This window comes from Cohnella sp. CFH 77786, assembly GCF_019400745.1.
Lineage (GTDB): Bacteria > Bacillota > Bacilli > Paenibacillales > Paenibacillaceae > Cohnella.
In genome coordinates this window covers 45326-69089 of record NZ_WJIB01000005.1, presented here as the reverse complement: position 1 = coordinate 69089, position 23764 = coordinate 45326, and the positions used below count along the sequence as shown (strand labels likewise).

The window sequence follows — 23764 nt, the reverse complement described above, 5'->3', positions numbered from 1 at the left end:
AAAGTTTGTAGGAGTGTGACGAATGAACGAACCTTTGGAACCTTGGATGGAAGAACTGCTGAACGGCGCTTCCGGGAACAGCATGACGGAAAAGCAAAGCCGGATCTTCGAAGCGGCGATCGAAATCTTCGCCGAAAAAGGGTATTCCGCCACTTCGACGAGCGAAATCGCGTCGCGGGCTGGCGTTGCCGAAGGGACGATTTTCCGCCATTACAAGACGAAGAAGGACCTGCTGCTGTCCATCGTGGCCCCAGCCATGCTCAGATTGATCGCTCCGTTCGTGCTGCGTGAATTCAAGGACGTCCTGAAGACGGAATACGAATCGTTCGACCAATTCATCGCCGCGATGATCGAAAACCGGCTCGATTTTCTGGATAAAAACAAAAGCCTCATGAAAATCTTGCTCCAGGAGCTCCCGTTCCACCCCGATCTACGGGAACAGTTCCGGAAGATCATCTTCTCGCAAGTCAAAGAACGCGTAGAGAAAGTCGTCGACCGCTTCAAGGAAAAAGGACAGATCATCGATCTCCCGACATCGACCGTCATTCGATTGGCGGTATCCTCGATCGCGGGCTACATCATGATTCGGACCTTCTACGGCATGGAAGAAGGCGCCGTATGGGACGACGAGCGGGAGCGTCAGGCGACGATCGACTACATCATGAGAGGTCTGGCTCCGGAAAAATGACGACAAAGAAACGATCAACCGGCAACCCTTTCCCGCCATCGCCGCCCATCGCACCCATCATTCCGCTTCTCGTCGGCATGATCGCCATTTCTTTCGCGCCGATTCTCGTCCGGTACTCGGAGGCGCCGGCGTCCGTTCAGGGCATGTACCGCATGCTGTTTACGCTGCTCCTCATGCTTCCGTTCGGAACGAAGCAGTTCCCCGGCATTCTGAGGATTTCCGGTAAGGACTGGATGCTTCTTGGTTTCGCGGGCATCTTTCTGGGGCTGCATTTCCTGCTCTGGATGGAATCCATCGACTATACGTCGATCGCGAGCTCGACGATTATCTTGTCGCTGGAGCCCGTGCTGGTCATGATCGGAGCCTTCGCTTTTTTCCGTGATAAGCCGGCCAAAGCCGCCGTGCTCGGTCTCGTAGTTGCGATCGCGGGCGTCGTCTTCGTCGGCTCGGGCGATCTCGGCATCTCGCGTTCCGCGTTCGTTGGAGACGCCCTCTCCTTCTTCTCCACGCTGGCCATCGCCGGTAACATGCTGCTCGCCAAACGGATTTTAACCCGCGTGTCGTCCTACTTGTACAGCCTGATCGTGTTCGCGGTCACGTTTCTGTTTTTCGCGGTGTACAATCTGTCCGCCGGCGTCCGGGTCGCCGGATACCCCGGCAAGGAATGGCTCATATTCCTCTTGCTCGCGATCGTGCCGACGGTGTTCGGACACATGGTGTTCAACTGGCTGCTGACCTACGTCAGCGCCACCACGATCTCCATGAGCGTGTTCGCCGAACCCGTCGGCGCCAGCCTTCTGGCCATGGTGCTGTTCCGCGAAATGGTCACCGGCTTCCAAATCGCCGGAGGCATTCTGGTGATCATCGGCCTGCTGCTTTATTTGAAGCCCGGGGCTGCTGGCGTGACGCCCGCGGCATCCTATACCGACGGCCAGACGCTTGAACGTTAGTCAAAAGCCTGAAGACACCCGGATGTTCGATCGGGTGCCTTCAGGCTTTATCATTCGGACCGGTATCGATTTGGGCCGTCGTCTCTTCACCGACCGCCAGGCTCCGTTCAGGCGAAGAACCGCGGCAAATAGCGCCGGTTGCGCTCCAGCATTTCATCCAGCATTTTCTCCGCGTCGTTGATGGACGTAACGAGCGGATGATGCGCCAGCGCCAGCAATGCCCGCTCTTTATCCCCGTTTACGGCCGCTTCGATCGTCAGCTGTTCGTAGATTTTGACCGCATGGATGAGTCCCTTCACGGACGGCGGCACCGTCGCGACAGGCAGAGGGATCGGACCTTGCCGGGTGACCCTGCAGTTCACCTCGATGCAGGCATCGTCCGGGAGGAAATCGAGAATGCCCTGATTGGCCGCATTCAGCGTCTGGATGTCGCCGGTATCGTTATAGAGGGAGTTCATAAGCCGAACGGCCGCCTCCGAATAATAGGCCCCCCCTCGTTGTTCCAGCTGCTTCGGCTTTTCCGACAGATCGGGATCGCGGTAAATTTCGAACAGTTCGTCCTCCAGCCGTTTGACCGTCTCCGCACGCGTCTCGCCCCGGGCGGCTGCAGCCAACTGCTCTTCGAGAATCTCGCGATGCAGATAGTAATATTTCAAATAGTAGGAGGGAATGGCACCGAGCCCCCGGATCAGACCAGCGTTCCATTCGTACTGCGGAACGTTGTTCGCGGAATAGCCGTCCCCGCCGCCGAGCAGCTCGGCCAGCTTAGGTTCCCCGTCCACGGTAACGCGGCTGATCCAATGCAGATGGTTCAGGCCCACGAATTCGCATTCGATCCGCTCGACCGGTACGGAATACAAGGCGGACAGCCACTTGTATGCCGCGATCGGCGAGTTGCACAACCCGATCGATCGGATGCGGGAATGCTTGTGAATGGCCTCCGTAACCATCCCTGCGGGGTTCGTAAAGTTCAGCAGCCACGCTTCCGGACAAAGCTCCTCCATCTCCCGGCAAATCTCAAGCAGAACGGGGATCGTGCGCAGCCCCTTCATCATCCCGCCGGGTCCCGTTGTCTCCTGCCCGATCATGCCGTATTTCAGGGGGATCGTCTCGTCCCAGCCGCGAGCTTCGAGCAGGCCGACCCGCATCTGCGTCGAGACGTAATCCGCCCCTTCCAGTGCGGCTCGGCGATCCAATGTCAGTTTGACCTCGATCGGCAATCCGGACTTGGCGACCATCCGGCGGGCCAATTCCCCGACGATGGACAGCTTGCGGAAGCCTTCCTCGATATCCGCCAGCACGATCTCCGTCACGGGCAGCGTCCCGTAATGGCGGATGAAGCCTTCGATCAGCTCCGGCGTATAGGAAGATCCTCCGCCGATGACGGCGATTTTCAATCGTGGGCTCATGCCGGTTTGGTCTCCTTCACCGAGAGATGGAATTCCAGGTTCTCGTATAGAGTCGGTCCCACGCTCGCGCCGGCTTGTTCCATCGCCAGCAGCAGCGCTCCCGCCGCAGGCTCCATCGTGAGCAAGCGCAGAGAGCACCCCGGGGCCCTGCGGGCGACCTCCTGCTCGATGTAAGGAGCCACGTATTCGCTGTTGCCCCTTGTCAGCACGCTTCCCACCATGACGAGATCGAACTGGTCGGCTTCCATGCCGAGTTTGCGGATGACCGCGCTCGCCGCGAGTCCGAGTTCGGTCCCTTGGCGCCGCAAGATCTCTCTGGCGACCTCGTCTTCGCCCGCGACCTCGAACAGAAGCTTGACAAGCCCCGGCGGAATTCTTTTCCCTTCGTCCAGGAAGTCGTCGAACATCCGCCGCACGTCCGGATAGCCGAGTGCCCGAAGCGTCGCTTCCGTCAGCAGCGTCTCTCTTCCTCTTCCTTCCCACGAACGGATAACCGACCGGAATACTTCCACGGCAAGATCGGAGCCGCCGCCGAAATCCCCGAACGCGTACCCGAAGCCGCCGCATTGATAATGCTCGCCGCGTTTGTTGACGCCGTAGCAATTCGTTCCGCTGCCGCAAATGACCACGACTCCGTCCGGTTGCCGCGTTCCGGCCCTCAAGCCGATCACCGTGTCGCAAACGATACCGCAGGAGCCGAAGCCGATGTCCGCGATCATCGGACGCAACACCCGAAAGTCCGCCTCCCGGTCCGCCCCGGCCAAGCCGAACACCGCATGCGCGATCTCCGTTCTCCCAAGTTTCGCCCGAGCCAAAGCCTCATCCACCGCTTCCCGGATATTCCGTCTCGCGGCTTCGGCGCCCAGTTGATGATTGCCGCATCCGCTGATGCCGCGGCCGAGCACACGCCCGGCCGAATCCGACACGATGGCCAACGTCTTGCTGCCTCCTCCGTCAACGCCCAAATAATAATTCAAGTTCATTCGCTCCCAGCTTGTATGCCGCAAATGGATTATTTCAATTTGCCGCGGTTTTCCTGCCATTTCGCCGTCTTGAATTGGAGAAGCCGATCATAGCCGGCTTTCTGCGCGTCCTTCTCGGCCTGATCGAGAATCGCAAGCACCTCGTCTTCCGACTTTGCCCCGATCACCGCCTGCGCCTTCGCCTTTTCGTACAGCTCTCTCACCTCTTGGGCGATAATGCCTTCCTCGGAGTCTCCGGCCGGATCCAGATTGACGAATTCCGTCGCGTTGAATTGCGTCTTCCAGGTGATCTCTTGCTGCCACCGAGTCTCCCAGTTGCGCTTCTCGGGAGGAAGCTTCGATTCGAACTTGGTCTTCGAATTGTCCACATAGACGGTATTGCCGTTCCATTGGAAGTTGACGGTCGCGTTCATCAATTCGTCCCGTCCGTTCGCATCGCTGACGAACTTGTCGGTAAAGAGCGGAGCGCCGTCGCCGTCGGTGCCTTCCCAATACAGCCCTTCAGGTCCCCACATGATGATCCGCTGTCCTTCCGGCCCGGTCAACCAGTCCAGGAAAGCGAAAATCGCTTCGGGATTTTTGGCCGACTTGGTAATGACGCTGACGTTCCAGCCGAGCTGCTTGTAATCGCCCGGGAAGATCTTGTTCTTGTCGAGTCCGGGCTTATGAACCGGCCACACCATGATGTATCCCGCGTTCGGATCGTTCGCCTTCATCGCCGCATTGCCTTTGGAGCCGAATTCCGTCGGGCTGGAAGCCGCATAGACCGCGATTTTGCCCGTCACGATTTTCTGTTCGACCTGTTCGAGCTTCTGGCTGAATGCATCCTGCGTCAAAAGCTTCTCCCGGTAAAGCTTATTGGCGTACTGCAGCGCTTCGCGGAAGGCGGGATCGGTGAACACAGACGTCAGTTTGTCGCCCGAAGGTACGGCCATCATACTCGCCGAACTGAAAAGAGGCGGACGGTTCTCCGCGAAGGCGGAGGTCAGAATATCGACGGCCTCCGCGCCTTGACCGGACTCGAGCGGAATGACGCCGGGATATTTCTCTTTCACTTGCTTGAGGTAGGCATACAAATCGTCCGTCGTCGCAAGACTCGGAGAGCCGAGTTCCTCATAGATTTTCTTGTTGACCAGATAACCCGCATTCCCGTTCGGTTGAGTGGTGTACCAGTTCGGGAATTGGTACAGCTTGCCGTCGGGAGAACGAAGCATGTCCAGCGTCGATTCGCCCGCCCATTTTTTCAAATTCGGGTATTTATCCAGGTAATCGTCGAACGCGGCGAGCTGGCCCTCCGACCGCAGCTTCTCCACGTCGGGACCGCGCTCCATCCAGATCACGTCGGGCAGCTCGCCGGACACGATCATCGTGCTCAGCTTCTGCTTGGCGTTGCCTCCGGAGCTGACCGGTACGACGTTCGCCTTCTTGTTCTCCTTGATCCACTTCGTCGCTAAGTCTTCTCCCCAATTCGGCATCGTGTACCAGTCGTAATGGCCGTAGAAGGAAAATTCCAGCGGCTCCTTCCCCAGCTCGTAAGCCGTGCCGGAGGACGCCGGTTCGCCGCCTGCCGATTGGCCGGCCGGACTGTCCGAAGCGGCGGACGAATTTTCGTTTTTCGAACAGGCGGTCAATACGACCACCGCGGCCAACAACGCCGTCAACACCCATGGAACGCTCTTCTTTCCCGATTTCATCGCTCTGACTCCCTTCCCCATGTTCATCTATGGTTTAGCTCTCGCTTAAACCCGCAGGCAGAAACGCTTATTCCTTCAACGAGCCGACCAATACGCCTTTGACGAAGTATTTCTGGACGAACGGATACACGCACAGAATCGGAACGGTCGCCACCATCATGGTCGCCATCGACAGTGACTGGGTCGTCACCGACCTCATCCGGTTCAGATGGCTGCTCGCCGACGAATCCATCCGGGCCATCTGTTCGTTCATGATGTTCGAGCTTAAGATCTGCTGAAGCTTCGTCTGGATGGGCAATAAATCGACATTCGAGATATAGATGCTCGGCGCGAACCAATCGTTCCAGTGGTAGACGGCGGTGAAAAGCGACAGCGTGGCGATGACGGGACCGGACAAGGGGAGAATGATCCGGAACAGCACGCCCCAATTCGAGCTGCCGTCGATCTTCGCGGACTCCTCTAGGCCGGAAGGCATGCCTTGGAAAAACGCGCGGAACACGATCATGTTCCAAACGCTGACCATCCCGGGTATGACCATTACCCAGAACGTATCCATCAGTCCCAGCTCCCGAATCAGCAGGTAGCTCGGAACGAGACCGCCGCTGAAATACATCGTGACGATGCAGGCGATCATATAGAACTTCTTGCCGATCAATTCCCGCCTGGTCATCCCGTATGCAAAGACGGAAGTCGCCAGGATGGAGCCGATCGTTCCGACCGCCGTCCGCAGCACGGAGATGACGAAACCGTTCACCAGACGTTCGTCCCGGAAGACGACCTCGTAATTCTCCAGCGAGAATGACCGGGGCCAGAACGTGATTCCGCCTTTCATCGTATCCGCGCCGGAATTGAAGGAGATGACGGCCGCGTTCCAGAACGGATAGAAAGCCGCAAACCCGAGAATGCCAAGCACGGCGTAGATGAAAATGGACAACGTCTTGTCGCTAGCCGACCGTTTCATGCGCAGAACCCCTCTCTTCCGTTACCACAGGCTGTTCCCCGATCTGCGGGCGATATAGTTGGCGCCGGCGAGCAGCGCGACGCTAAGCGCAGCTTTGAACAGACCCGCGGCCGTCGCGTAAGAATAGCGCGAGTTCTCGATTCCGATCCGGTACACGTACGTATCCAGCACGTCGCTCACATCGCGAAGAATCGGATTGGAACCGAGCAGGAGAATATCCTCGAAGCCCGCGTTCAGCAGATTTCCGACGGCGAGGATGAAGAAAACGGCGATCACCGGCATCATGGAGGGAAGCGTGATCTTGTACATCTGTTTGAATCGGCTGGCTCCGTCCATGGAAGCGGCTTCATACAGATGCGGATCGACGCCTGCGATGGCGGCCAGATACACGATGGAAGCAAAGCCGATCTCTTTCCACACGCCCGTCGTGACGAGAATCGCCCAGAAATATTCGGGCATCGACAGGAAACGGATCGGTTCGTCGATCAGACGGAGTTTTTCCAGAAGGATGTTCACGCTTCCGTTGTCCGTGGAGAGCATGGAGACCGCGAATCCGGACACGATGACCCAGGACAGGAAATGGGGCAAGTAGCTGACGGTCTGGATCGTCCGCTTGAAGGCGCGGTTCCGAACCTCGTTCAGCAAGAGGGCGAGAACAATCGGGGCGGGGAATCCGACGATCAATTTCAGCAAGCTGATCACCAGAGTGTTGCGCATGACCGTGCCGAAGACGGGAGCGCCGAAAAACATCTCGAAGTGCTTGAATCCGACCCAAGGGCTGTGCACAAACCCTTTGAAGAGGCTGTAGTCTTGAAACGCGGTCATAACGCCGTACATGGGGATGTAGTGGAAGACGAGAATGAAGAGCATGGCGGGAAGAACCATGAGCTGAATATCCCACTGCCGGAGCCATCTCCGGACGTTGCCGGGCTTTCCGGATGGCTGCCGTTCAATAGATGTAGCGGATTTTTGCGGCATACGTCCGACCTCCCGAATTGTTATCACCATGTAAAATGCCCTCTTTCTTCTTGCATTCTACCGGTAACAATCGGGGTTTTCTCCGCCAAAACGACGGAAAACTTACGCTATCTTACTAATGTTTGAAAATGTTTGCCTTGGTCCTTCTCGGAGGGACTCCGATATGCTGCTTGTACAGCCGATTAAAGTTGGACAAGCTTCGAAAACCGCATTCCAGCGCGACCTCCGTAATTTTCTGATTCGTGGTTTCGAGAAGCGACATGGCCTGCTCCAGCCTGATACGGATGAGGTACTCCATCGGCGCCATGCCGACTCCCCGGCGGAAAATTTCGCTGAATCTGGACGGGCTCAAGAAGACGAGCGAAGCGAGCTCCTCCAGCGTCCACGGGTGCGAATAGCGCTCTTCCATGGCTTGTACCGCGGACCGCACTTTATCCAGTTGCACGGAGCTCATCGTCTCCCTCGGCTTCTTGCGCTCTTGGATGCGAAAATCGCGATTGACATGGGCCAGGAACAGAAGCAGCTGGGCGTATACCATGGAGGCATAGGATCTGCTTTCACCGGCGTGTTCCTCCTGCAGTTGGAGGAGAATGGAACGGAGCGCCGGCATGGTTGGATGCGTACGGTCGAGCAGATTCGCGAAGCGGACTCCCATCTCGTGGAACGGGCTGAGAATTTCCGGGTCGTAGCGGAGATTGCCGAGGAGCCAGGCCTTGTCGAAGGTGATGACGAGCATGACCAGATTCTCCGATTCGTAAGCGCAATGAAGATCGTTGGAATTGATCAGCAGAATGTCTCCCTGCCGAAATTCGATCCTCTGGCCGTTGATGATATAGTAGCCTGTCCCCCGTTTAATCAGATTGATTTCCAGCACGTCGTGCCAATGCAGCTTCTGATAGCTGGACGTTACGCCTGCCGTATCGCCGATGTATATCGGGTATTGCCTGTTGTGTTTGATAATCTCCTTCGGAATCCCGCCCGTTCCTCTCATTTCGCTATCGTTCCCTCCGCGTTTTTTGTCTAGTATCGCTCGGTCCCGCGAAAATCTCAACCCGTTTGGGAGGCCCGAATGCAAGAAAAAAACCGGGACGCCCTAGCGGCGTTACCCGACCGTGATTTGCAGCGATTCTCCCGGCGCCAGCACCTTGCCTTGACGGCCTTGGGCTTCGAGCCTGAGGACGAAGCGTTCCGCGTCCTGGCGGATCGGCGCGAACGAGTTGTAGTGGATCGGAATGACCAGCTTGGCGCCGAACCATTCCGCGGCCTGAAGGGCATCGTCGGGTCCCATCGTGTAATGGTCTCCGATCGGAAGAAAGGCGACGTCGATCCGGTGCCGGTCTCCGATCATTCTCATGTCGGAGAACAGCGCCGTATCCCCCGCATGCAGCATGGTCAACCCTTCAGCCTCGATGATGAAGCCCGCCGGCATGCCGCCGTAAATGATCTTCCCTTCCTCCAGGAAAATGCCGGAGCTGTGGAATGCCTGGATCATTTTCGCTTTGGCGAAACCGAGATCGACCGTACCTCCGATGTTCATGTCGATCGTTTTGAGCTTCTTCCCGGACATGTACATGGCCAGCTCGAAGGTGGCCACGACGGTCGCATCGTTCGCGCGCGCGATCGGCTCGCAGTCCAGGATATGATCCGTATGGGCATGGGTGAGCAGGATGTAGTCGGCTCGGATGTCTTCCGGTTTCGTGACCGCGATCGGATTGCCTCTCAGAAACGGATCAATGAGGAGCGATTTGCCGTTCGTGACGATTTGGACGCAGGAATGGCCATGATAAATAATCTCCATGAGAGTCCCTCCTAGAATCTATTTCGCTTAGGCTACTTGAAATTTTTCCAATCCTGGCGGCTGTTGTCAAGCAGGTAGGCGAAATCGTTTTCCAGCCGCTTCTGCTCGGCGAGACGCGCCTTCTCGGCTTCAACCCGCTTCCGTTCCCGCTCGCGGGCTTCTTCCTCTTGCATGGCTTGGGAAGCCGCCTTCAGCTTGGAAAGCGTCTCCGCGTCCAGCATATCGCGCAAGGTCGCCGGCTTCTCCGGGGACTGCGCAGCTGTCGCCTCCGGTCGTCCCCTTCGATTCTTCTTCATGCTTTTCTCACCTCGCGAACGCTTTTCTGTGATAATTCCCGATCCAGCGGAACATCGTCTCTCCCCGGTCCGACACTCGCCACTCGGGATCGAAGGCCATGTACAGCGCGCGGTACGTCTCCGGAACCCAGATATACTTGTGTACGTATTCGGTCGAGGTGAAGCCGCAGCGCTGCCAGAAACGGAAGCGTTCTTCGTTCTCCTCTCCGGGATCCGCTTCCGCTTCCAGAATGATGCCTGCCAGCCGCTTCTCTTCCCGTGCCCAACCGGCGATATGCTGCACGAGCCGCCTGCCGATTCCGCGGCCGCGAACCTCCCCCGCCACCGCCAAGTAATCGATCAGCAGTACGTTCGCCTGCGGAATGACGCCGGTGATAGCCATTGCCGTCACTCGGTCTTCGATGCTCTCCGTATGCAGGTACGCCATCCGCCGGTCGAACATGGCTTGAATGACGGCATCCGGTTTCCGGCCTGACTGCGGGAACGATGCGCGGTAGATCCGCATCGCTTCCTCCCCGTGCGGGACGTCTAATCGGTCATAAGTATCGAACACCATTTCCGCCGTCCTCGCCGATCAACTTTCCAAGATGTACGCGAGAAGCAGCGCGGCGGTACCCACGATCGCGTCCGCATGCGTTCGCTCCATACCGTGCGAGGCATGAACGCCGGGACCGACCAGAGCGGCCCGGATGTTGCTGCCTCCATGGAGCGCGGCGGACGCGTCCGATCCGTAATGCGGGTAAATATCGACGGCGTAAGGAATACCTTCCCGCTTGGCCAGTTCGATCAGCTTCGAGGTCATCTCGTAATCGTACGGTCCCGTAGAGTCTTTGGCGCAAATGGACACGTCCCGTTCGGTCGCGGACAGGTCGTCTCCAATGGCGCCCATATCGACCGCGATCATCTCCATGATGTCCGGGGGAATATGGGAGCTACCGTGACCCACTTCTTCGTAGGTGGAGAAGATGATTTTCACCGGACGCACCGGCGTTCTGTCCGCTCTCGCCAGCCATTCCAGCAAACCGAACAAGGCGGCGACGCTCGCTTTGTCGTCGAGATGGCGGGATTTGATCCATCCGTTATCCAGCATCCGCGTTCTAGGGTCCCAGGAAATAAAGTCGCCGACGGCGATGCCGAGCTTCTCGGTATCTTCCTTGGACTTCACCGGCTCGTCGATCCGGATTTCCATGTTGGCTTCTTCCCGTTTCCAGTCGCGGGCATCGGGATAGACGTGAACGGAAGGTTTGGTCGACAGGACCGTCCCCTCGTACTTCCTCCCATCTCGGGTATGGATGAGACAATACTCCCCTTCCACTGTCTGCATGGCGTAGCCGCCGATCGGGGTGAACCGGATCTTGCCGTCCGGTTTGACCGCGCGAACCATCGCGCCCAGCGTATCGACGTGAGCGGTCAAACCGATGGTTCCTTTCGCCGGATCGCCGGCGGAGCCGGTGCCGGGAATCGTCAGGATCCCGTTGCCCTTCGGCGTTGTTTCCAGGGAGAAGCCCAGCCTCGCGGCTTCCTCGGAAACCCGGCTCATGATGTCATGGCAATAACCGCTCGGACTCGGAATGGCCAGAAGAGTTCGCAGTACTTCCAGAATGTAGGCCCGATTCAAATCGGGTTTCAAAGTTTCGGTCACAACCCGGCCTCCTTTCGCCGCATGAAGCGCGCTTTTCCATTGTATCATGTTCGGCCTCGGACGGAAAAAGAACGGAATCCCGGCCTGAATGCGGAATTCCGTTCTGCTTCAAGATTCCTTGTAATACGCGCGGAGCGCAGGCACGACATTCAGCGGATTGCGCCGTAGGTCCTTCGCGCTGAAGAAGACGTCTCCCCTCACTTGCGGGAACGCTTCATTGTATTTCAGCTGGGCCACGATCTCGTCCGCGCTCTGCCAGCCAGCCTCCTCTGTCCCCAGCTTGTAAGGCGCATGGCCGATATACAGCTTCACCTTGCTGCCGTCGACCTCGCGGGCCCACCATTCCACGAGCGTTTCGTAACGGGCGGGGGAGTATCCGATGCTCCAATAAATCTGCGGCATGACATAGTCAATCCAATTGCCTCGAATCCACGTTCGGACGTCGGCGTACATGTCGTCATAAGCCGTGATGCCGGCCCGCGTATCCGACCCGGTCGGATCGTCGTCCCGGTTGCGCCAGACGCCGAAGGGGCTGATCCCGAAGGAAAGCCTAGGTTTGGCGGCATGGATGGACTGGCCGAGCTTCTTGATGAAATCGTTGATGTTGTCCCGCCGCCATTCGCCTTTATCGTCGAGCTGCTTGGGGTTGTATGCCCGGAACGCGGCTTCGTCGTCGAACTCGACGCCTTCGGGATAGAAATAATCATCCAGGTGAACGCCGTCGATCGGATACCGCTTGACGACTTCCATGATGACGTCGATGATGTGTTGGCGCGCCGCGGGAATGCCCGGATTGACGTACAGCTTGCCGCCGGCGTTCACGATCCAATCGGGGTGCGCAAGAGCGACATGCTCAGGAGCGAGAGCCGCCGTGGAAGCATCGGTACCCGCCCGGAACGGGTTAAACCAGGCGTGGAACTCCATCCCTCTGCGGTGGGTTTCCTCCAGCATGTAAGAGAGCGGGTCGTAGCCCGGATCCTGGCCCTGCACGCCCGTCAAATATTGGGACCAAGGCGCCAGCTTCGTCGGATATAGCGCGTCCGCATTCGGTCGAACCTGCACGTATACGGCATTCAGGCCCATTCCTTGCAGGTCGTCGAGCAGTGCGGCGTACTCCTCTTTCTGCCGGTCCGAATTTCCATAGGAATTGGCAGATGGCCAGTCCAAATTATAGACGGTGGATACCCAGGCTCCCTTGATCTCGTGGCCCGGTTTGGAGATCAACTGGATCCATCGATAGTCCGGATTCCACTTGACCTGCAAGCCCAACCGTTCGCTGATGAATCGCAGCGGGACGGTGACGCGGCTCGACTTCAGCGCAGCCGGTGCGTCGAGCGGCACTTTCGCTCCGTTCACGGTCGCCGTTTTCTGACCGACGATCATCACGATGGTCACGCCGGACTTCCGGATCGTCACCGTCTTCGTCTTCTGCGTCCAGGCGACCGAAGCGCCCAGCCCTTGACTGATGACGCGTACGGGAACCATCGTCAGGTTGGCCTTAGGCAAAATGTACGGCGAGACGTCGCTGCGAACCCATTGGCCGTCCAGGTAGATCCGGATGGCTTGAGACGTCTGTGCATGGCTGACCGGAACCAGCAGGGACAACCCCAGCAAGACGGCGAATAGGCCGGAGAACCATTTTCGAAACCGCGTCATTTTCCTTGTTTCCTCCTATCCGTGTATCCGATACAAGTACATATCCATCTTTTTTTGACGCTCACGCATGCCCTGTTGTTGCTGCTTGTCCAGATGAGAATCTTCTCATGCAAGAAAACCGCCCGTCAGGAGGCGGCAGGCTCGGTTGCCTCCAGCGCGTCGCGAAGCTCTTCCGGCAACTGGATAGAGGATCGGTTGTAGTTCCCGTATTCCGCGCGGATCGTTTGTTGGACCCGGGTATCCGTATTTCCTTCTTTCATGCGAATGGTGACGATCTGCTCCATGGACATGCTGCGGATCAGCTTCGTTCCGAAGTCGACCGTGATGTCCATCCGCTTCAAATCGTTGTCCTTGACGATGAACGGCTCCTCTTCTCCTAAGGAGTCGACCAGGATCTGGGCCATCTTCCGTTTCGTCGCCTCTTCCGGATGCTCCAGGGACACCCGGATCCCCTGCTCCGTTTCTTTGGCTCTCAAATGGTTGCGGTCATCCAAGATCATTTGCAAATAGTGAGCCGGGTCTTGGTAATCCATCAAGGAGCTGTCCATTTTCTTGTTGAGCTCAGGATCGTCGACCTGCATCCACCCGTCTTCCGATTTCCGGTCCAAGTAATAAAGCGTATCCGATGTTCCGTATATGGACGCGTCGATATTTCCCGCCAGGTTTTTGGCGTGAAGATCGAAAAAATATCGCAGAGGCTTCGCGTCGATTTCACCTCGCATCTCGATTTTCTGTTTCATCGACATATCCTCTGTCTGAAGCAATTGATCGACCTTCATCGTGATCGTGAAGTTTTGGGTGTTGCGATGGGCGGCAATCGAATCTTTCAGGATTTGTTCGGGCACCATTTTGGGGCCGCAGCCGGCCATGACGAATATTAACATGGCAGTCATCAACAAGCGTTTGATAGAGTTTGCAGCTCCTTCATGCGTTATTCCTATCAAGATAACCGATTATCCCTACGATTCCCAGTGGAAAATGAAGGAGCGCAAAGATGCCGCGGCAAGTTACGGGCCAAGATGTCCCCCGCTGGAACGTAATGGATCGTCACGGGAAAGTACGCGAAGAAACAAACAAAAGGTCAAGCGGTCGTTAACACCGCGATGGCATAAGGAAAGGGGTGCTCGCCGCACCCCTTTCCCCTTATCCCCTATCCCATCGACTCAGGCTTGTCCTTCCGAACGAGCGCCAATTCTTCCTCCATGCGGGCGGCCAAGGAATCGAGCGGATTGGCGACGGGAACCCCCGTTTCCTTCCCCGCTTGCCGGGCGGCCGGTACCATGGACAATTGAGCGGCTGCGACGGCTTTCCCGGGATGCTCTCTCACGAGCCGGGCCAACCCCTCGGTGACGTGCTTCGTATATTCGCTCTTCTTCCCTTGCATGATGAGCGGGAACGTATTCTCCAGCAGGCAAGGCGCGGCCTCGACTTCTCTCCCCTTCCGACGCAGATAGGCGGAAAGCTGTTCCATCGTTCCTTGAACCGTGTCCGGATTCGTAAAAGCGACGATGACGGGCCGTTCCGTTCCGGAAATGAATTCGAACAGGGGCTCGTCGATTTGGAACAGCGGAATCCCGCCCGCTTTCTCTTCCCCTTGCAAGGCAGCCGTGAAAAACGTGCAGGTGACCAAAACCGCGTCCACATGGCATCGCGCGATCCAGGCCAGCGTGCCCTTCACTTTCATCTCCACGGTTTCCCTGGTGAAATCTGCGTCCTTCTTGATCCGGTCAAGTCCCGGATCCACGAAATGGACGAGCTCGACCTCGTAAGCGCTTAGGGCACGCTCGATGAGTTCGATGTTCGAATGATGGGCATGAAAGCAGCCGATGGTTTTCATTCTCGGGTCCCCTCCCGGTTTTCGAGAATTGTAGCAGGAACCGGGCGCGGCTGCAACCGAAGTCGGGGGACTAGTCGATATTCGAGTAACTCTTCCGTCGCACCCCCATTATTGACCGAGTTAATCGAATTTTTCGAGCAAAAGGCTGCGATCTTCCAGCGATCGCAACCTTTGCGCGCCATTCACGGCGCTATTTCTTGCCGACCCATTCGTCAACCTTCGCTTTCATCGATTGAACCGTCGTTTTCTTATATTGAAGCGCAAGCCGAAGCACTTTGAGCTGCTGCCTGCGGGATAATTGCCGGAAACGGGAGTCTTGCTTCAAGTACGTACGAATGATCGACCAGCTGTTTACCGCGACGCGCTCCCGCTTCAGATACGGTACTTCGCAGGGCAGTTCGGGTTTTCGGATCCGCTCAAGAAACGTTACGATAGCGGACGACGCGCGGTTTTCGTCTACCAGGCATGGCGCGGCCTTCTTCTTCGTATGCCTTTTCAGGTAATCGAGATGCCGGTGACCGCTTACGACCACATAGCCGCCGGCCTTTCTGCTTTTGCGGACGATCAATAGGTGAAGACAGTCAACCGCGGTCTGCCGAAGCCGCCTCAGGCGCTTCGTAACGGGGACGTCACCGCCGGCTACGATCTTGCCGATCGGGATATATTGCACCGTATACCTCATGGCAATCCCCCCTGCTTGTGACATACCTGAAATATATGCCGATCAGGGGCGAAATGCGCCTATGTAAACGACGTTAGACATGATGCGACATTTTTCGACATCAATTTCAAGCGCATTTCTACGTTTTTGTATCTTTGGTGTCGATTCTAAAACGCGCCTTAAGGAACTGTTTTTCATTTTCAGAAAAATTAGACTAAAGAGAGAGCCCCGCGTTCGTCGCTTCGGCTCAATCCAATCGGCGCAAGGAGGAATCATGATGAAGAGGAATGTCCGCGTCATCCCATTTGAAGTGCTGGAGGAGCGGGACAACGTCCATGAGGTGCCCAAGGGCGTGGAATTGGTGCAAGCCCCCGCGATCTGGGAGCAGACCATGGGCAAAGGCGTTACGGTAGCCGTTCTCGATACGGGCTGCGACATCTCCCATCCGGATTTGCGGGACCGGATACGCGGCGGCATCAATTTCACCGACGACGACGGCGGGAACGCGGAGCGGTATATGGATTACAACGGTCACGGCACGCATGTGGCGGGGACGATCGCGGCGTCGAGGAACGATTCCGGCGTCGTCGGCGTCGCCCCGGAAGCGGATCTGCTCGTCGTCAAAGTGCTGGATCGGTACGGCTCCGGCCAATACGACTGGATCATTCGAGGGATCCATTACGCCATCGAACAGAAAGCCGACATCATCTCCATGTCGCTCGGCGGTCCGGAGGACGTGCCGGAGCTGCACGCGGCCATCCGGAAAGCGGTCGAGAGCGGGATCGTCGTCGTATGCGCGGCCGGAAACGAAGGCGACGGCAACGAGTCCACGAACGAGTTCGACTATCCCGGCAGTTACAACGAGGTCGTCAGCGTCGGCGCGATCGACCTGAATCGCCGCTCGGCCGATTTTTCGAATTCGAACAACGAGATCGACCTGGTGGCCCCCGGCGAACAAATCCTATCGACCTTTCCGGGCGGCAAATACGCGACGCTCAGCGGCACTTCGATGGCCACGCCGCATGTCGCGGGAGCCGTGGCTTTGATCAAAGTGCTCGCGAACCGGAGCTTCGAACGCAATCTCACCGAGCACGAGCTGTATGCGCAGCTGATCCGGAGAACGGTGCCGCTCGGGACATCGCCGAAGCTCGAAGGGAACGGTCTCGTTTATCTCACGCTCCTGGACCGCTTGTCCCATCTCTTCGATGCCGAGTTCGCCGCCAAGGTGCTTCGCGTGTCATGAAACCCAAGGCGGCCGGGTACGATCCGGATTTTCTAGGGGCGGAATTCAACGTCCCCCACCCCGACGCTTCGCCGGAATTGGCGTCAGACTTCGCTCCCGTGAGCGGCGGCGGGACGATCTTGCACTATACCCACTTCTCCATCGTCATGAGCAAGACCCGCCGGCTCGCCTATTACACGGTCGTGAACATCGACGGCAACCGGCTCGTGGATGTGCCGAGGGCCGATGACAAGTGGATTTTCGATCCCCGGATCGAGACGACTAATCAATGCGGACCCGAATTGTACGCCGGCAACGCGCTTGACCGGGGGCATCTCGTACGAAGGCGCGATCCCGCTTGGGGAGACGAGGCGGCACTGGCGAACCGGGATACGTTCCATTACACGAATTGCAGTCCCCAGCATGCGGATTTGAATCAGAAAACTTGGGTAGAGTTGGAAGACTACATCTTGAACCATGCGGAAAACGAGAAGCTGAAGGTGACCGTGTTCACCGGACCCGTGTTCCGGCCGGACGATACGGAATACCGCGGCGTTCGGATTCCCGCCGAATATTGGAAAATCGCCGTCATCGTCAAGGCAAGCGGCGACCTCAGCGCCACTGCGTATTTGCAAACCCAGAAGGGGCTGATCGGCAACCTCGAATTCGAATACGGCGAATTCGGAACGTACCAGGTCCCCGTAGGCCTCATCGAGCAAAGGACAGGCCTCGGGTTCGGCGTACTGCGCAAGCACGATCCGCTGGCGCCGGAAGCTCGGATTCGCATCGCCACCTCCCGCGACATTCGGGTATAAAGAACGAAAAAACCGCCTCGCGGCGGTTTTTTCGTTGTGCGCTGATTCGGCTCTCTTACAGTTGGTTAAACGTCTCGGTAAGCACCGGAACGATCTGGGATTTGCGGGAAACGACGCCTTTCAGCACCGCTTTGTTGTTCTCCAGCTTCACGTTGTAGGCTTTCTCGACGGCTTCCTTCTTCGCGCCGAGCGCGATGCCGACCGAGTCGTTGTTCAGGATGTCGGTGACGACGAACAGGAACAGGTCGAGGCCCTTGGAGGCGATGATTCCGTTCAGGGCGTCTTCCAGCTCCGCCTGGCGGCTCAGCACGTCGTTCACGTCGACGGCGTTGACTTGGGCGATTTCGACCTTGGCGCTGCCCATTTGGAACTCTTTCGCGTCGAGCGAAATGAGCTGCTGGATCGTCTTGTCGCTCAGGTCCGCCCCGGCTTTGAGCATAGCCAGCCCGTACTCTTCCGCGTTCACGCCGGCGATTTCCGCCAGCTCGCGCGCGGCCGCCACGTCTTGCTCCGTGCAGGTCGGGGACTTGAACAGCAAGGAGTCCGAAATGATCGCCGACAGCATGAGACCGGCGATTTCCTTGCGGATCTTCACGCCGTTCTCCTTATACAGCTTGTTCAGGATCGTGGCGGTGCAGCCGACCGGCTCGGCGCGGTAGTACAGCGGGCCGGCCGTCTCGAAGTTGGCGATGCGGTGATGGTCAATGACTTCCACGACTTTCACTTGGTCGATGTCGGAGACGCTCTGCTGGCGCTCGTTGTGGTCGACGAGGATGACGTTCTTCGCTTCGGATGCCGCAGTCTCGATGAGACGCGGAGCTTGTACGCCGAATTTGTTCAGCGCGAATTGCGTTTCTCCGTTCACTTCCCCGAGGCGAACGGCCTCGACTTTCATGCCGAGCTCTTTCTTCAATTCCGCATAAGCGATTGCGGAACAGATCGAATCCGTGTCCGGATTCTTGTGACCGAAAATCAGCGTTTGATCCATATCAGGGCTCCTCGATAGTTATTTGGCGAGACAAGTATACCCAATTGGGAGCCTACAATCAAGAGATCAGCCCGCGGTATGGGTCCCTTCGCCGCTTACGAGCGAATGCCCCGTCCAGGATTTGCTTCTCCAGCGGATGAGCAGGATCAAGCCGCGAAGCCACTCGTCCACGACGAAGGCCGACCAGAAGCCGATGAGCCCATATTCCCTGTGGATGCCTAAATAGTACGCAAGCGGCAAGCTGAACAGCCAGCTGACGGCGATCGAGATCCACATCGGGAACCGCGCGTCTCCGGCGGCTTGCAGCGACCTTTCGATGATCACGTTCAAGTTCCGTCCAGGCTCCAATAGGAAGCTCAGGAGCAGCAGCGTCGCCCCCAGGGCGATGATCGCAGGCTCCTGCGTAAACAACCGGAGCAGCGGAACGCGCGCGAGGCACAGCACGGACACGCCGGCGAGCGTGATGACGACGCTCCGGGCCAAGTTCAGCAACACTTGGCGGTACGCCTCTTCAAGCCTGCCCGCGCCGATCAGGCGCCCGACGATGATTTGCACGCCCCGGCCCAAGGAACCGGCCAGAATCATCACGACGAACATGATGTTCTGGGTGTAGATTTTGGCCGCCAGCATCTGAGCGCCGAGCGTTGCGATCATCGCCGTAATGACGAACTGATTGGCGACATAGGACAACGTGACCGCGGAAGAAGGAACGCCGACCTTCAGCACTTTGCCGACATGCTCCCGTTTCCATCTCCAGAAATCCGGCAGCGTCACCCGTACCCCCGTCGTCCGGCGCAGCAGCACCAGGTTGACGATCAATCCCGCGAACTGGCTGCAAGCGGTCGAGATCGCGACGCCCGTGACGCCGAGTTTCGGAAAACCGAGGGCGCCGTAAATGAACAAATAATTGCCGCATACGTTCATGATGTTCATCCCGATCGTGACCAGCATCGTCTGGCGCGTGAGGCCGAATGCCTGGATGACGGAGGTGACCGCCGTCAGCAGCGCCTGCACGACCAAGGCGCCGCCCGCGATCGCCAAATATTGCCGCCCCAGGGAGAGCAGCGTGCCGTCCAGCCCCAGCAGACGCAGGAACGGACCGCCGAAGGCGACGACCAGCGCGCTGATCGCGATGCCGGAGAGGAAATTGATCGCGAGCGCCGCCCCGGTCAGACGCGGTATCTCCCGGTTCAGGCCGGCGCCTAGAAATTGGGAAACGACAACCGTCGTCCCGATGGATATGAAGCTGAAAATGAGGACGCAGAACATGACGAGCTGATTCGCGACGCCGACCGCGGCGACGGCGTCATCCGACACTTTGCTGAGCATGAACGTGTCGGAAATCCGCAGAAACATCTGCAGCGCGGATTCCACGAAGATCGGCCAGGTGATCGCGTATATGGACAGTTTCGATCCCGATGGTTGAAACAACGCGGGAGGCATCCTTTCTAACCGATCTCGACGTCGTAGGCGGCCCGGATTCTTCCGAGGCCGTATGCAGCCGTTGCCGCAGCGGAACGTCCGGCGACGTCTTCCTGGAACAGCTCGAGCGACAAGAACCCCCGGTACCCGATGTCATGAAGCGTCTTGGCGAAAGCGCGGGAATCCGCCGTGCCTTCTCCCGGAAAGACGCGGTCGCGGTCGGCGATCCGCGCGCGGTCGGGTTCGGAAGGATAGTCGTTCGCATGGACGATCCCGATCATCCTGCCGTTCAGGCAAGCAAGGCCTTCGGGTTTGCTGCCTCCCGCGTACAGGTGGAACGGGTCCAGCAGGATTTTCGCGTCCCCTACGCCGCTTTCCATCGCTACATACACGGCTTCGCTCAGCCGGGACAAACGCTTGGCCCTCCCCCAGAATTCCAGGTAAGGCTCGATTCCGATGTCCCTGCCGAGTTTGGCCAGACGGGCGAACGCTTCGGCCATCTCTTCGAGCGTGACGCCTTCCACGTCGCCGAATGGAGGCGCAGCCACGGCCTCGCATCCTAGATCTGCCAGCATCGTCATTTCGCGCTTCGCTTGCTCGAGGCCCGCTTCCCGAACGGCTTTGTCCCGGTCGGCCCACCGGAAGAAGGCGATCGCGTTCGGCAACGCGAGGCCCGTGTCCCCGATCAAACGGCGAAGCGACCCGAGAGAGCCTCCGGCCGCCAAATACGTCTCGATATCTCTCACCCACAGCTCGATTCCTTCATAGCCGGCATCCGCCGCCACGCGGATTTGGCTTTCGACATCCAACACGTAAGGAAACAGGGTCGATGCATTCAACGAGGTCTTAAACGGAAACATGCCGTTATGCCTCTCCTTTCGCTCAAGTCAGTTTCAAGTCCGCCGCGACGAACACGCGGTTCGTCGGATAACGCGTATCCCCGTCCGGCTGCGGCATCCATTCGCGATACGGAGGCTTGTAATACGTTTTGCGGTACTTCGTTGCCGTCATCCCTTTTACCGCGCGGAAAACCCGGCAAAAGTAATTCTCGTCCGCGAACCCGGCCGCGTAAGCGACCTCTTTCACGGACCGCGAGTCGTTCAGCAGCAGCTGGCACGCCCGCTCGATGCGGCGAGCGACGATCATTTCGCGGGGCGTCTTGCCCAAGTGGCGCACGAACGATCGCGACAGGTGCTCATGGGACCAGCCGACCTGGAACGCCAGGCTCTCTACCGTCAACTTGTCATCCAATTGATCGTCGATCAGCTCGAGCGCTTTGGCAATCGGCGGCGGCAGCTTGCCCGGTTCCTTCGCCGCAGGTTGATCCGAGACGTACCCTTCCAATTCCGTAAGCAGCGACAGGAGCAGCGGGCTTCCGCGCCGCTGCAGGCTTTCGGGAAACGCGTAGGCGACATACAAAATCTGTTTCATGATGCCGACGAGCAGCTCGCCTTCGTACGCGATCCGCGAGGGACCTCCCGACTGGAGCAGCGGGAAAAACGAAGCCGCATCCTGCAACTCCGGAAAGGAGAAATGGATAAATAGGTGCCGCGACGGCTGTCTCGGATCGTAGACGTATTCGTGCCGCTCGCCGGGGCGCGTGAGGATGAAGCAAGGCCGGTCCAGCGGGATCGTCTCCCCGTCGCAGCGGTAGACGCCCCGGCTCCTCTCGGGGAAATAGAGCAGCTCGTAGTCCGGAATCGTCCGGGGGCCGAGTCCGGCCCCCGCCTTCATGACGTAATCCCCGAGCACCCGGATTGCCGGCCAAGGTCGGGACGCTTGCATCGGTTAGCCCTCCGCGTTCGTCCCCGTCAGACCCATCCGCTGCAAATGGCGCCAGCTGATCGTCAAGCTCTCGATCGGATCGCGCCGGGATTGGTCCTGCTCCACGATCAGCCACTCCGTGCCCGCTTCCTCGGCCGCGCGGGCGATCGAGACGAAGTCCAGCACGCCTTCCCCGATTTCCGCGAAAAACTTCTCTTCCCCCGCCTCCATATCCTTGATGTGCAGGAGCGGGCAACGACCCTTCAGCTTGCCGAGATACGCGGCCGGATCTTCTCCGCCGCGGGCGACCCAATAGGTGTCAAGCTCCATCTTCACCCATTCGGGATCGGTTTCCTGAAGCAGCCAATCCAGCGCGCTGACGCCGTCGAACCGGACGAACTCCCAGTCGTGGTTGTGATAGAGGAGCTGAACTCCGGCCTCCTTGCACTTCCGGCCGATCCGGTTCAATTCCTGGGATTTGGCGAGCACTTCCTCCTTCGATGCGAACTTCAGGGAGAGTGCGATAAACCGGCCTCCCGTCTCGTCCAAATAGCGGAACAAGGCTTCCCAATCCGCCTCCAGGCTGTCGAACGGCCCATGGGTGCCGATCACTTGCAGTCCGAGACGGCCCAGCAGCCGTTTCTGCTCGGCGACGGTCATGCCCGCCGGCGGCAAGCCGAGCTCGACGCCGCGGTAGCCGATGGCCGCCAGTTTCTCCAGCGTGCCGGTATAATCCTGAGCCATGAGTTCGCGTACGGTGTAAGGTTGAACGCCGATCGGAAATCGTTTCATGCGCATGCTCTCCTTTATTTACCTGATGGGTGGGGATATCCGGACTTCCATCCGGATCGACGGATCAAGGATCAAGCCGATTGTATTTCAGACCGAGCGGCAGCGGCGCCGGCTTTTCCAGATCCGCCTGCAGAAGCACGTGGCGGCCGGACTCCGACGCTTCGAAGATGCCGAGCGAGACGTCCAGCACATGGCGGGCCAGGCGGCCGGTCGCGCGGTGGGGACGTCCCAGACGCAGGGCGTAGGCCATGTCAGCGACGCCGATGCCGCGGCTGTCTTCCGTGAAGCCGTGCGTGAGCGGGATTTCCTTCGACTCCCCGTTCGGGAAACGGATGGAGATCGTCCCGCTGAAGAAATTCGGGTCGTTCACCGTGAGATTGCCTTCCGTTCCGAAGATCTCCAGCCGCGGATAATAACCGAAGCTTTCCTTGGCCGCCTGCAGACTGGCGGTCGCTCCGCCCGCGAAATCGAGCGCCGCCGTCACGTTGGTGGGCGCTTCGACCGGCACGACTTCTCCGAACCGGTGGGATTTGGGATTACGGATTTCGATTTCCTTCCGAAGCTGCTTAGCCGTGCCGGTTACCCGGGTTACCGGGCCAAGCAGGAACACCAAAGCGGTCAGAAAATACGGCCCCATGTCCAGAATCGGATCGCCGCCGAGCTTCAGGAAATTCTGGAAGTTCGGATGCATGCCCGAGGAAGCGTTGCCCATGATAATCGTGCCGTTCGCGGCGTAAGGGGTGCCGATCCAGCCATCGTCGATGATTTTGCGGCACGTCTGAAGCCCCGCGCCCAGGAACGTGTCCGGCGCGCAGCCGACGAGCAGCCCGCGCGCCTCGGCGAGCGAAAGCACCTCGTCCGCGTCTTCCCGCGTCAGAGCAAACGGCTTCTCCGCATAGACGTGTTTGCCGGATTGCAGCGCTTTCAAATTGATCGGCGCGTGGGCGGCGGGAGCCGTCAGGTTGAGCACGATTTCGATGTCGGGATCGCCGAGCAGCTCGTCAACCGAGCAGGCTTTCGGCACGCCGTACTCCTCCGCTCTCTTACGGGCGAGCTCGGGCACGAGATCCGCGACCGCCGCGACCTCCAGAATGTCATCAAATGTCTGGGTGCAGTTCTTCAGATAGATGGCACTGATTTGACCGGCTCCGATGACGCCGACCTTCACTTTGCGCATGGCTCTCACCTCTTGTCGGGATGGACGTACG

Annotated in this window: 24 protein-coding genes; 4 read left to right on the top strand and 20 right to left on the bottom strand. The window is 58.4% G+C overall.

Annotation, left to right across the window (positions count from 1 at the left end):
- The first annotated feature begins 22 nt into the window (after positions 1 to 22).
- Together GE107_RS09495 and GE107_RS09490 are read left to right on the top strand one after the other, a co-directional pair.
- A complete protein-coding gene (locus GE107_RS09495) occupies positions 23 to 688 on the top strand; it encodes a TetR/AcrR family transcriptional regulator (RefSeq protein WP_219639458.1) in 666 nt (221 codons plus the stop codon).
- On the top strand, positions 685 to 1638 hold the full coding sequence (locus GE107_RS09490; protein ID WP_219639457.1) for a DMT family transporter: 954 nt from the start codon (positions 685 to 687) through the stop codon (positions 1636 to 1638). The genes GE107_RS09495 and GE107_RS09490 overlap by 4 nt, the downstream gene beginning before the upstream one ends.
- A 107-nt stretch (positions 1639 to 1745) precedes the next feature.
- On the opposite strand, the gene GE107_RS09485 is transcribed toward GE107_RS09490, so the two are convergent.
- The 14 genes from GE107_RS09485 to GE107_RS09420 form a co-directional block, all read right to left on the bottom strand.
- On the bottom strand, positions 1746 to 3047 hold the full coding sequence (locus GE107_RS09485) for a 6-phospho-beta-glucosidase (RefSeq protein ID WP_219639456.1): 1302 nt from the start codon (positions 3045 to 3047) through the stop codon (positions 1746 to 1748).
- Positions 3044 to 4024 carry an N-acetylglucosamine kinase gene (locus GE107_RS09480; protein WP_219639455.1) on the bottom strand — a complete coding sequence of 327 codons (981 nt, stop codon included), beginning with the start codon at positions 4022 to 4024 and terminating at the stop codon, positions 3044 to 3046. The genes GE107_RS09485 and GE107_RS09480 overlap by 4 nt, the downstream gene beginning before the upstream one ends.
- 35 nt (positions 4025 to 4059) lie before the next feature.
- On the bottom strand, positions 4060 to 5724 hold the full coding sequence (locus GE107_RS09475) for an extracellular solute-binding protein (protein ID WP_219639454.1): 1665 nt from the start codon (positions 5722 to 5724) through the stop codon (positions 4060 to 4062).
- A 67-nt stretch (positions 5725 to 5791) separates the two neighbouring features.
- A complete protein-coding gene (locus tag GE107_RS09470) occupies positions 5792 to 6685 on the bottom strand; it encodes a carbohydrate ABC transporter permease (RefSeq protein WP_219639453.1) in 894 nt (297 codons plus the stop codon).
- 21 nt (positions 6686 to 6706) lie between these two features.
- Complete coding sequence (locus tag GE107_RS09465) at positions 6707 to 7663, bottom strand: ABC transporter permease (RefSeq protein WP_219639452.1); 957 nt, start codon at positions 7661 to 7663, stop codon at positions 6707 to 6709.
- Between the two features lie 115 nt (positions 7664 to 7778).
- Positions 7779 to 8654 (bottom strand): AraC family transcriptional regulator, encoded by an 876-nt coding sequence (locus GE107_RS09460; RefSeq protein WP_219639451.1) that lies wholly within the window; start codon positions 8652 to 8654, stop codon positions 7779 to 7781.
- A gap of 111 nt (positions 8655 to 8765) precedes the next feature.
- Entirely contained in the window at positions 8766 to 9461 is a 696-nt protein-coding gene (locus GE107_RS09455) for a metal-dependent hydrolase (protein WP_219639450.1), read from the bottom strand.
- A gap of 32 nt (positions 9462 to 9493) precedes the next feature.
- On the bottom strand, positions 9494 to 9757 hold the full coding sequence (locus GE107_RS09450; protein WP_219639449.1) for a YqkE family protein: 264 nt from the start codon (positions 9755 to 9757) through the stop codon (positions 9494 to 9496).
- 7 nt (positions 9758 to 9764) lie between these two features.
- Positions 9765 to 10313 (bottom strand): GNAT family N-acetyltransferase, encoded by a 549-nt coding sequence (locus GE107_RS09445; RefSeq protein ID WP_219639448.1) that lies wholly within the window; start codon positions 10311 to 10313, stop codon positions 9765 to 9767.
- Positions 10314 to 10331: 18 nt separating this feature from the next.
- Complete coding sequence (locus tag GE107_RS09440; protein WP_370636331.1) at positions 10332 to 11399, bottom strand: M42 family metallopeptidase; 1068 nt, start codon at positions 11397 to 11399, stop codon at positions 10332 to 10334.
- 108 nt (positions 11400 to 11507) lie between these two features.
- Positions 11508 to 13055 (bottom strand): family 10 glycosylhydrolase, encoded by a 1548-nt coding sequence (locus GE107_RS09435; protein ID WP_219639446.1) that lies wholly within the window; start codon positions 13053 to 13055, stop codon positions 11508 to 11510.
- 125 nt (positions 13056 to 13180) lie between these two features.
- On the bottom strand, positions 13181 to 13939 hold the full coding sequence (locus GE107_RS09430; RefSeq protein WP_219639445.1) for a DUF6612 family protein: 759 nt from the start codon (positions 13937 to 13939) through the stop codon (positions 13181 to 13183).
- 266 nt (positions 13940 to 14205) lie between these two features.
- Complete coding sequence (locus tag GE107_RS09425; RefSeq protein ID WP_219639444.1) at positions 14206 to 14892, bottom strand: hypothetical protein; 687 nt, start codon at positions 14890 to 14892, stop codon at positions 14206 to 14208.
- Between the two features lie 190 nt (positions 14893 to 15082).
- Entirely contained in the window at positions 15083 to 15574 is a 492-nt protein-coding gene (locus tag GE107_RS09420) for a hypothetical protein (protein ID WP_219639443.1), read from the bottom strand.
- Positions 15575 to 15830: 256 nt separating this feature from the next.
- Between GE107_RS09420 and GE107_RS09415 the strand changes: the two genes are divergently transcribed.
- Both GE107_RS09415 and GE107_RS09410 read left to right on the top strand, forming a co-directional pair.
- Complete coding sequence (locus GE107_RS09415) at positions 15831 to 16796, top strand: S8 family peptidase (RefSeq protein WP_219639788.1); 966 nt, start codon at positions 15831 to 15833, stop codon at positions 16794 to 16796.
- Positions 16793 to 17590 carry a DNA/RNA non-specific endonuclease gene (locus tag GE107_RS09410; protein ID WP_219639442.1) on the top strand — a complete coding sequence of 266 codons (798 nt, stop codon included), beginning with the start codon at positions 16793 to 16795 and terminating at the stop codon, positions 17588 to 17590. Before GE107_RS09415 ends, GE107_RS09410 begins: the two co-directional genes overlap by 4 nt.
- A 55-nt stretch (positions 17591 to 17645) precedes the next feature.
- On the opposite strand, the gene GE107_RS09405 is transcribed toward GE107_RS09410, so the two are convergent.
- The 6 genes from GE107_RS09405 to GE107_RS09380 all read right to left on the bottom strand — a co-directional run bounded on the left by GE107_RS09405 (position 17646) and on the right by GE107_RS09380 (position 23733).
- On the bottom strand, positions 17646 to 18578 hold the full coding sequence (locus GE107_RS09405) for a manganese-dependent inorganic pyrophosphatase (protein ID WP_219639441.1): 933 nt from the start codon (positions 18576 to 18578) through the stop codon (positions 17646 to 17648).
- Between the two features lie 66 nt (positions 18579 to 18644).
- The gene (locus GE107_RS09400) at positions 18645 to 20009 is read right to left on the bottom strand and encodes an MATE family efflux transporter (RefSeq protein WP_255570358.1); all 1365 of its coding nucleotides are present in this window, start codon (positions 20007 to 20009) and stop codon (positions 18645 to 18647) included.
- A gap of 17 nt (positions 20010 to 20026) precedes the next feature.
- Positions 20027 to 20860, bottom strand: a complete 834-nt coding sequence (locus GE107_RS09395) for a sugar phosphate isomerase/epimerase family protein (RefSeq protein WP_219639439.1) — start codon at positions 20858 to 20860, stop codon at positions 20027 to 20029.
- A 22-nt stretch (positions 20861 to 20882) separates the two neighbouring features.
- Positions 20883 to 21785, bottom strand: coding sequence for an AraC family transcriptional regulator (locus tag GE107_RS09390; RefSeq protein ID WP_219639438.1), 903 nt, complete (start codon positions 21783 to 21785; stop codon positions 20883 to 20885).
- Between the two features lie 3 nt (positions 21786 to 21788).
- A complete protein-coding gene (locus GE107_RS09385; RefSeq protein ID WP_219639437.1) occupies positions 21789 to 22556 on the bottom strand; it encodes a sugar phosphate isomerase/epimerase family protein in 768 nt (255 codons plus the stop codon).
- A gap of 64 nt (positions 22557 to 22620) precedes the next feature.
- Positions 22621 to 23733 carry a Gfo/Idh/MocA family protein gene (locus tag GE107_RS09380; protein WP_219639436.1) on the bottom strand — a complete coding sequence of 371 codons (1113 nt, stop codon included), beginning with the start codon at positions 23731 to 23733 and terminating at the stop codon, positions 22621 to 22623.
- Positions 23734 to 23764 lie beyond the last annotated feature (31 nt).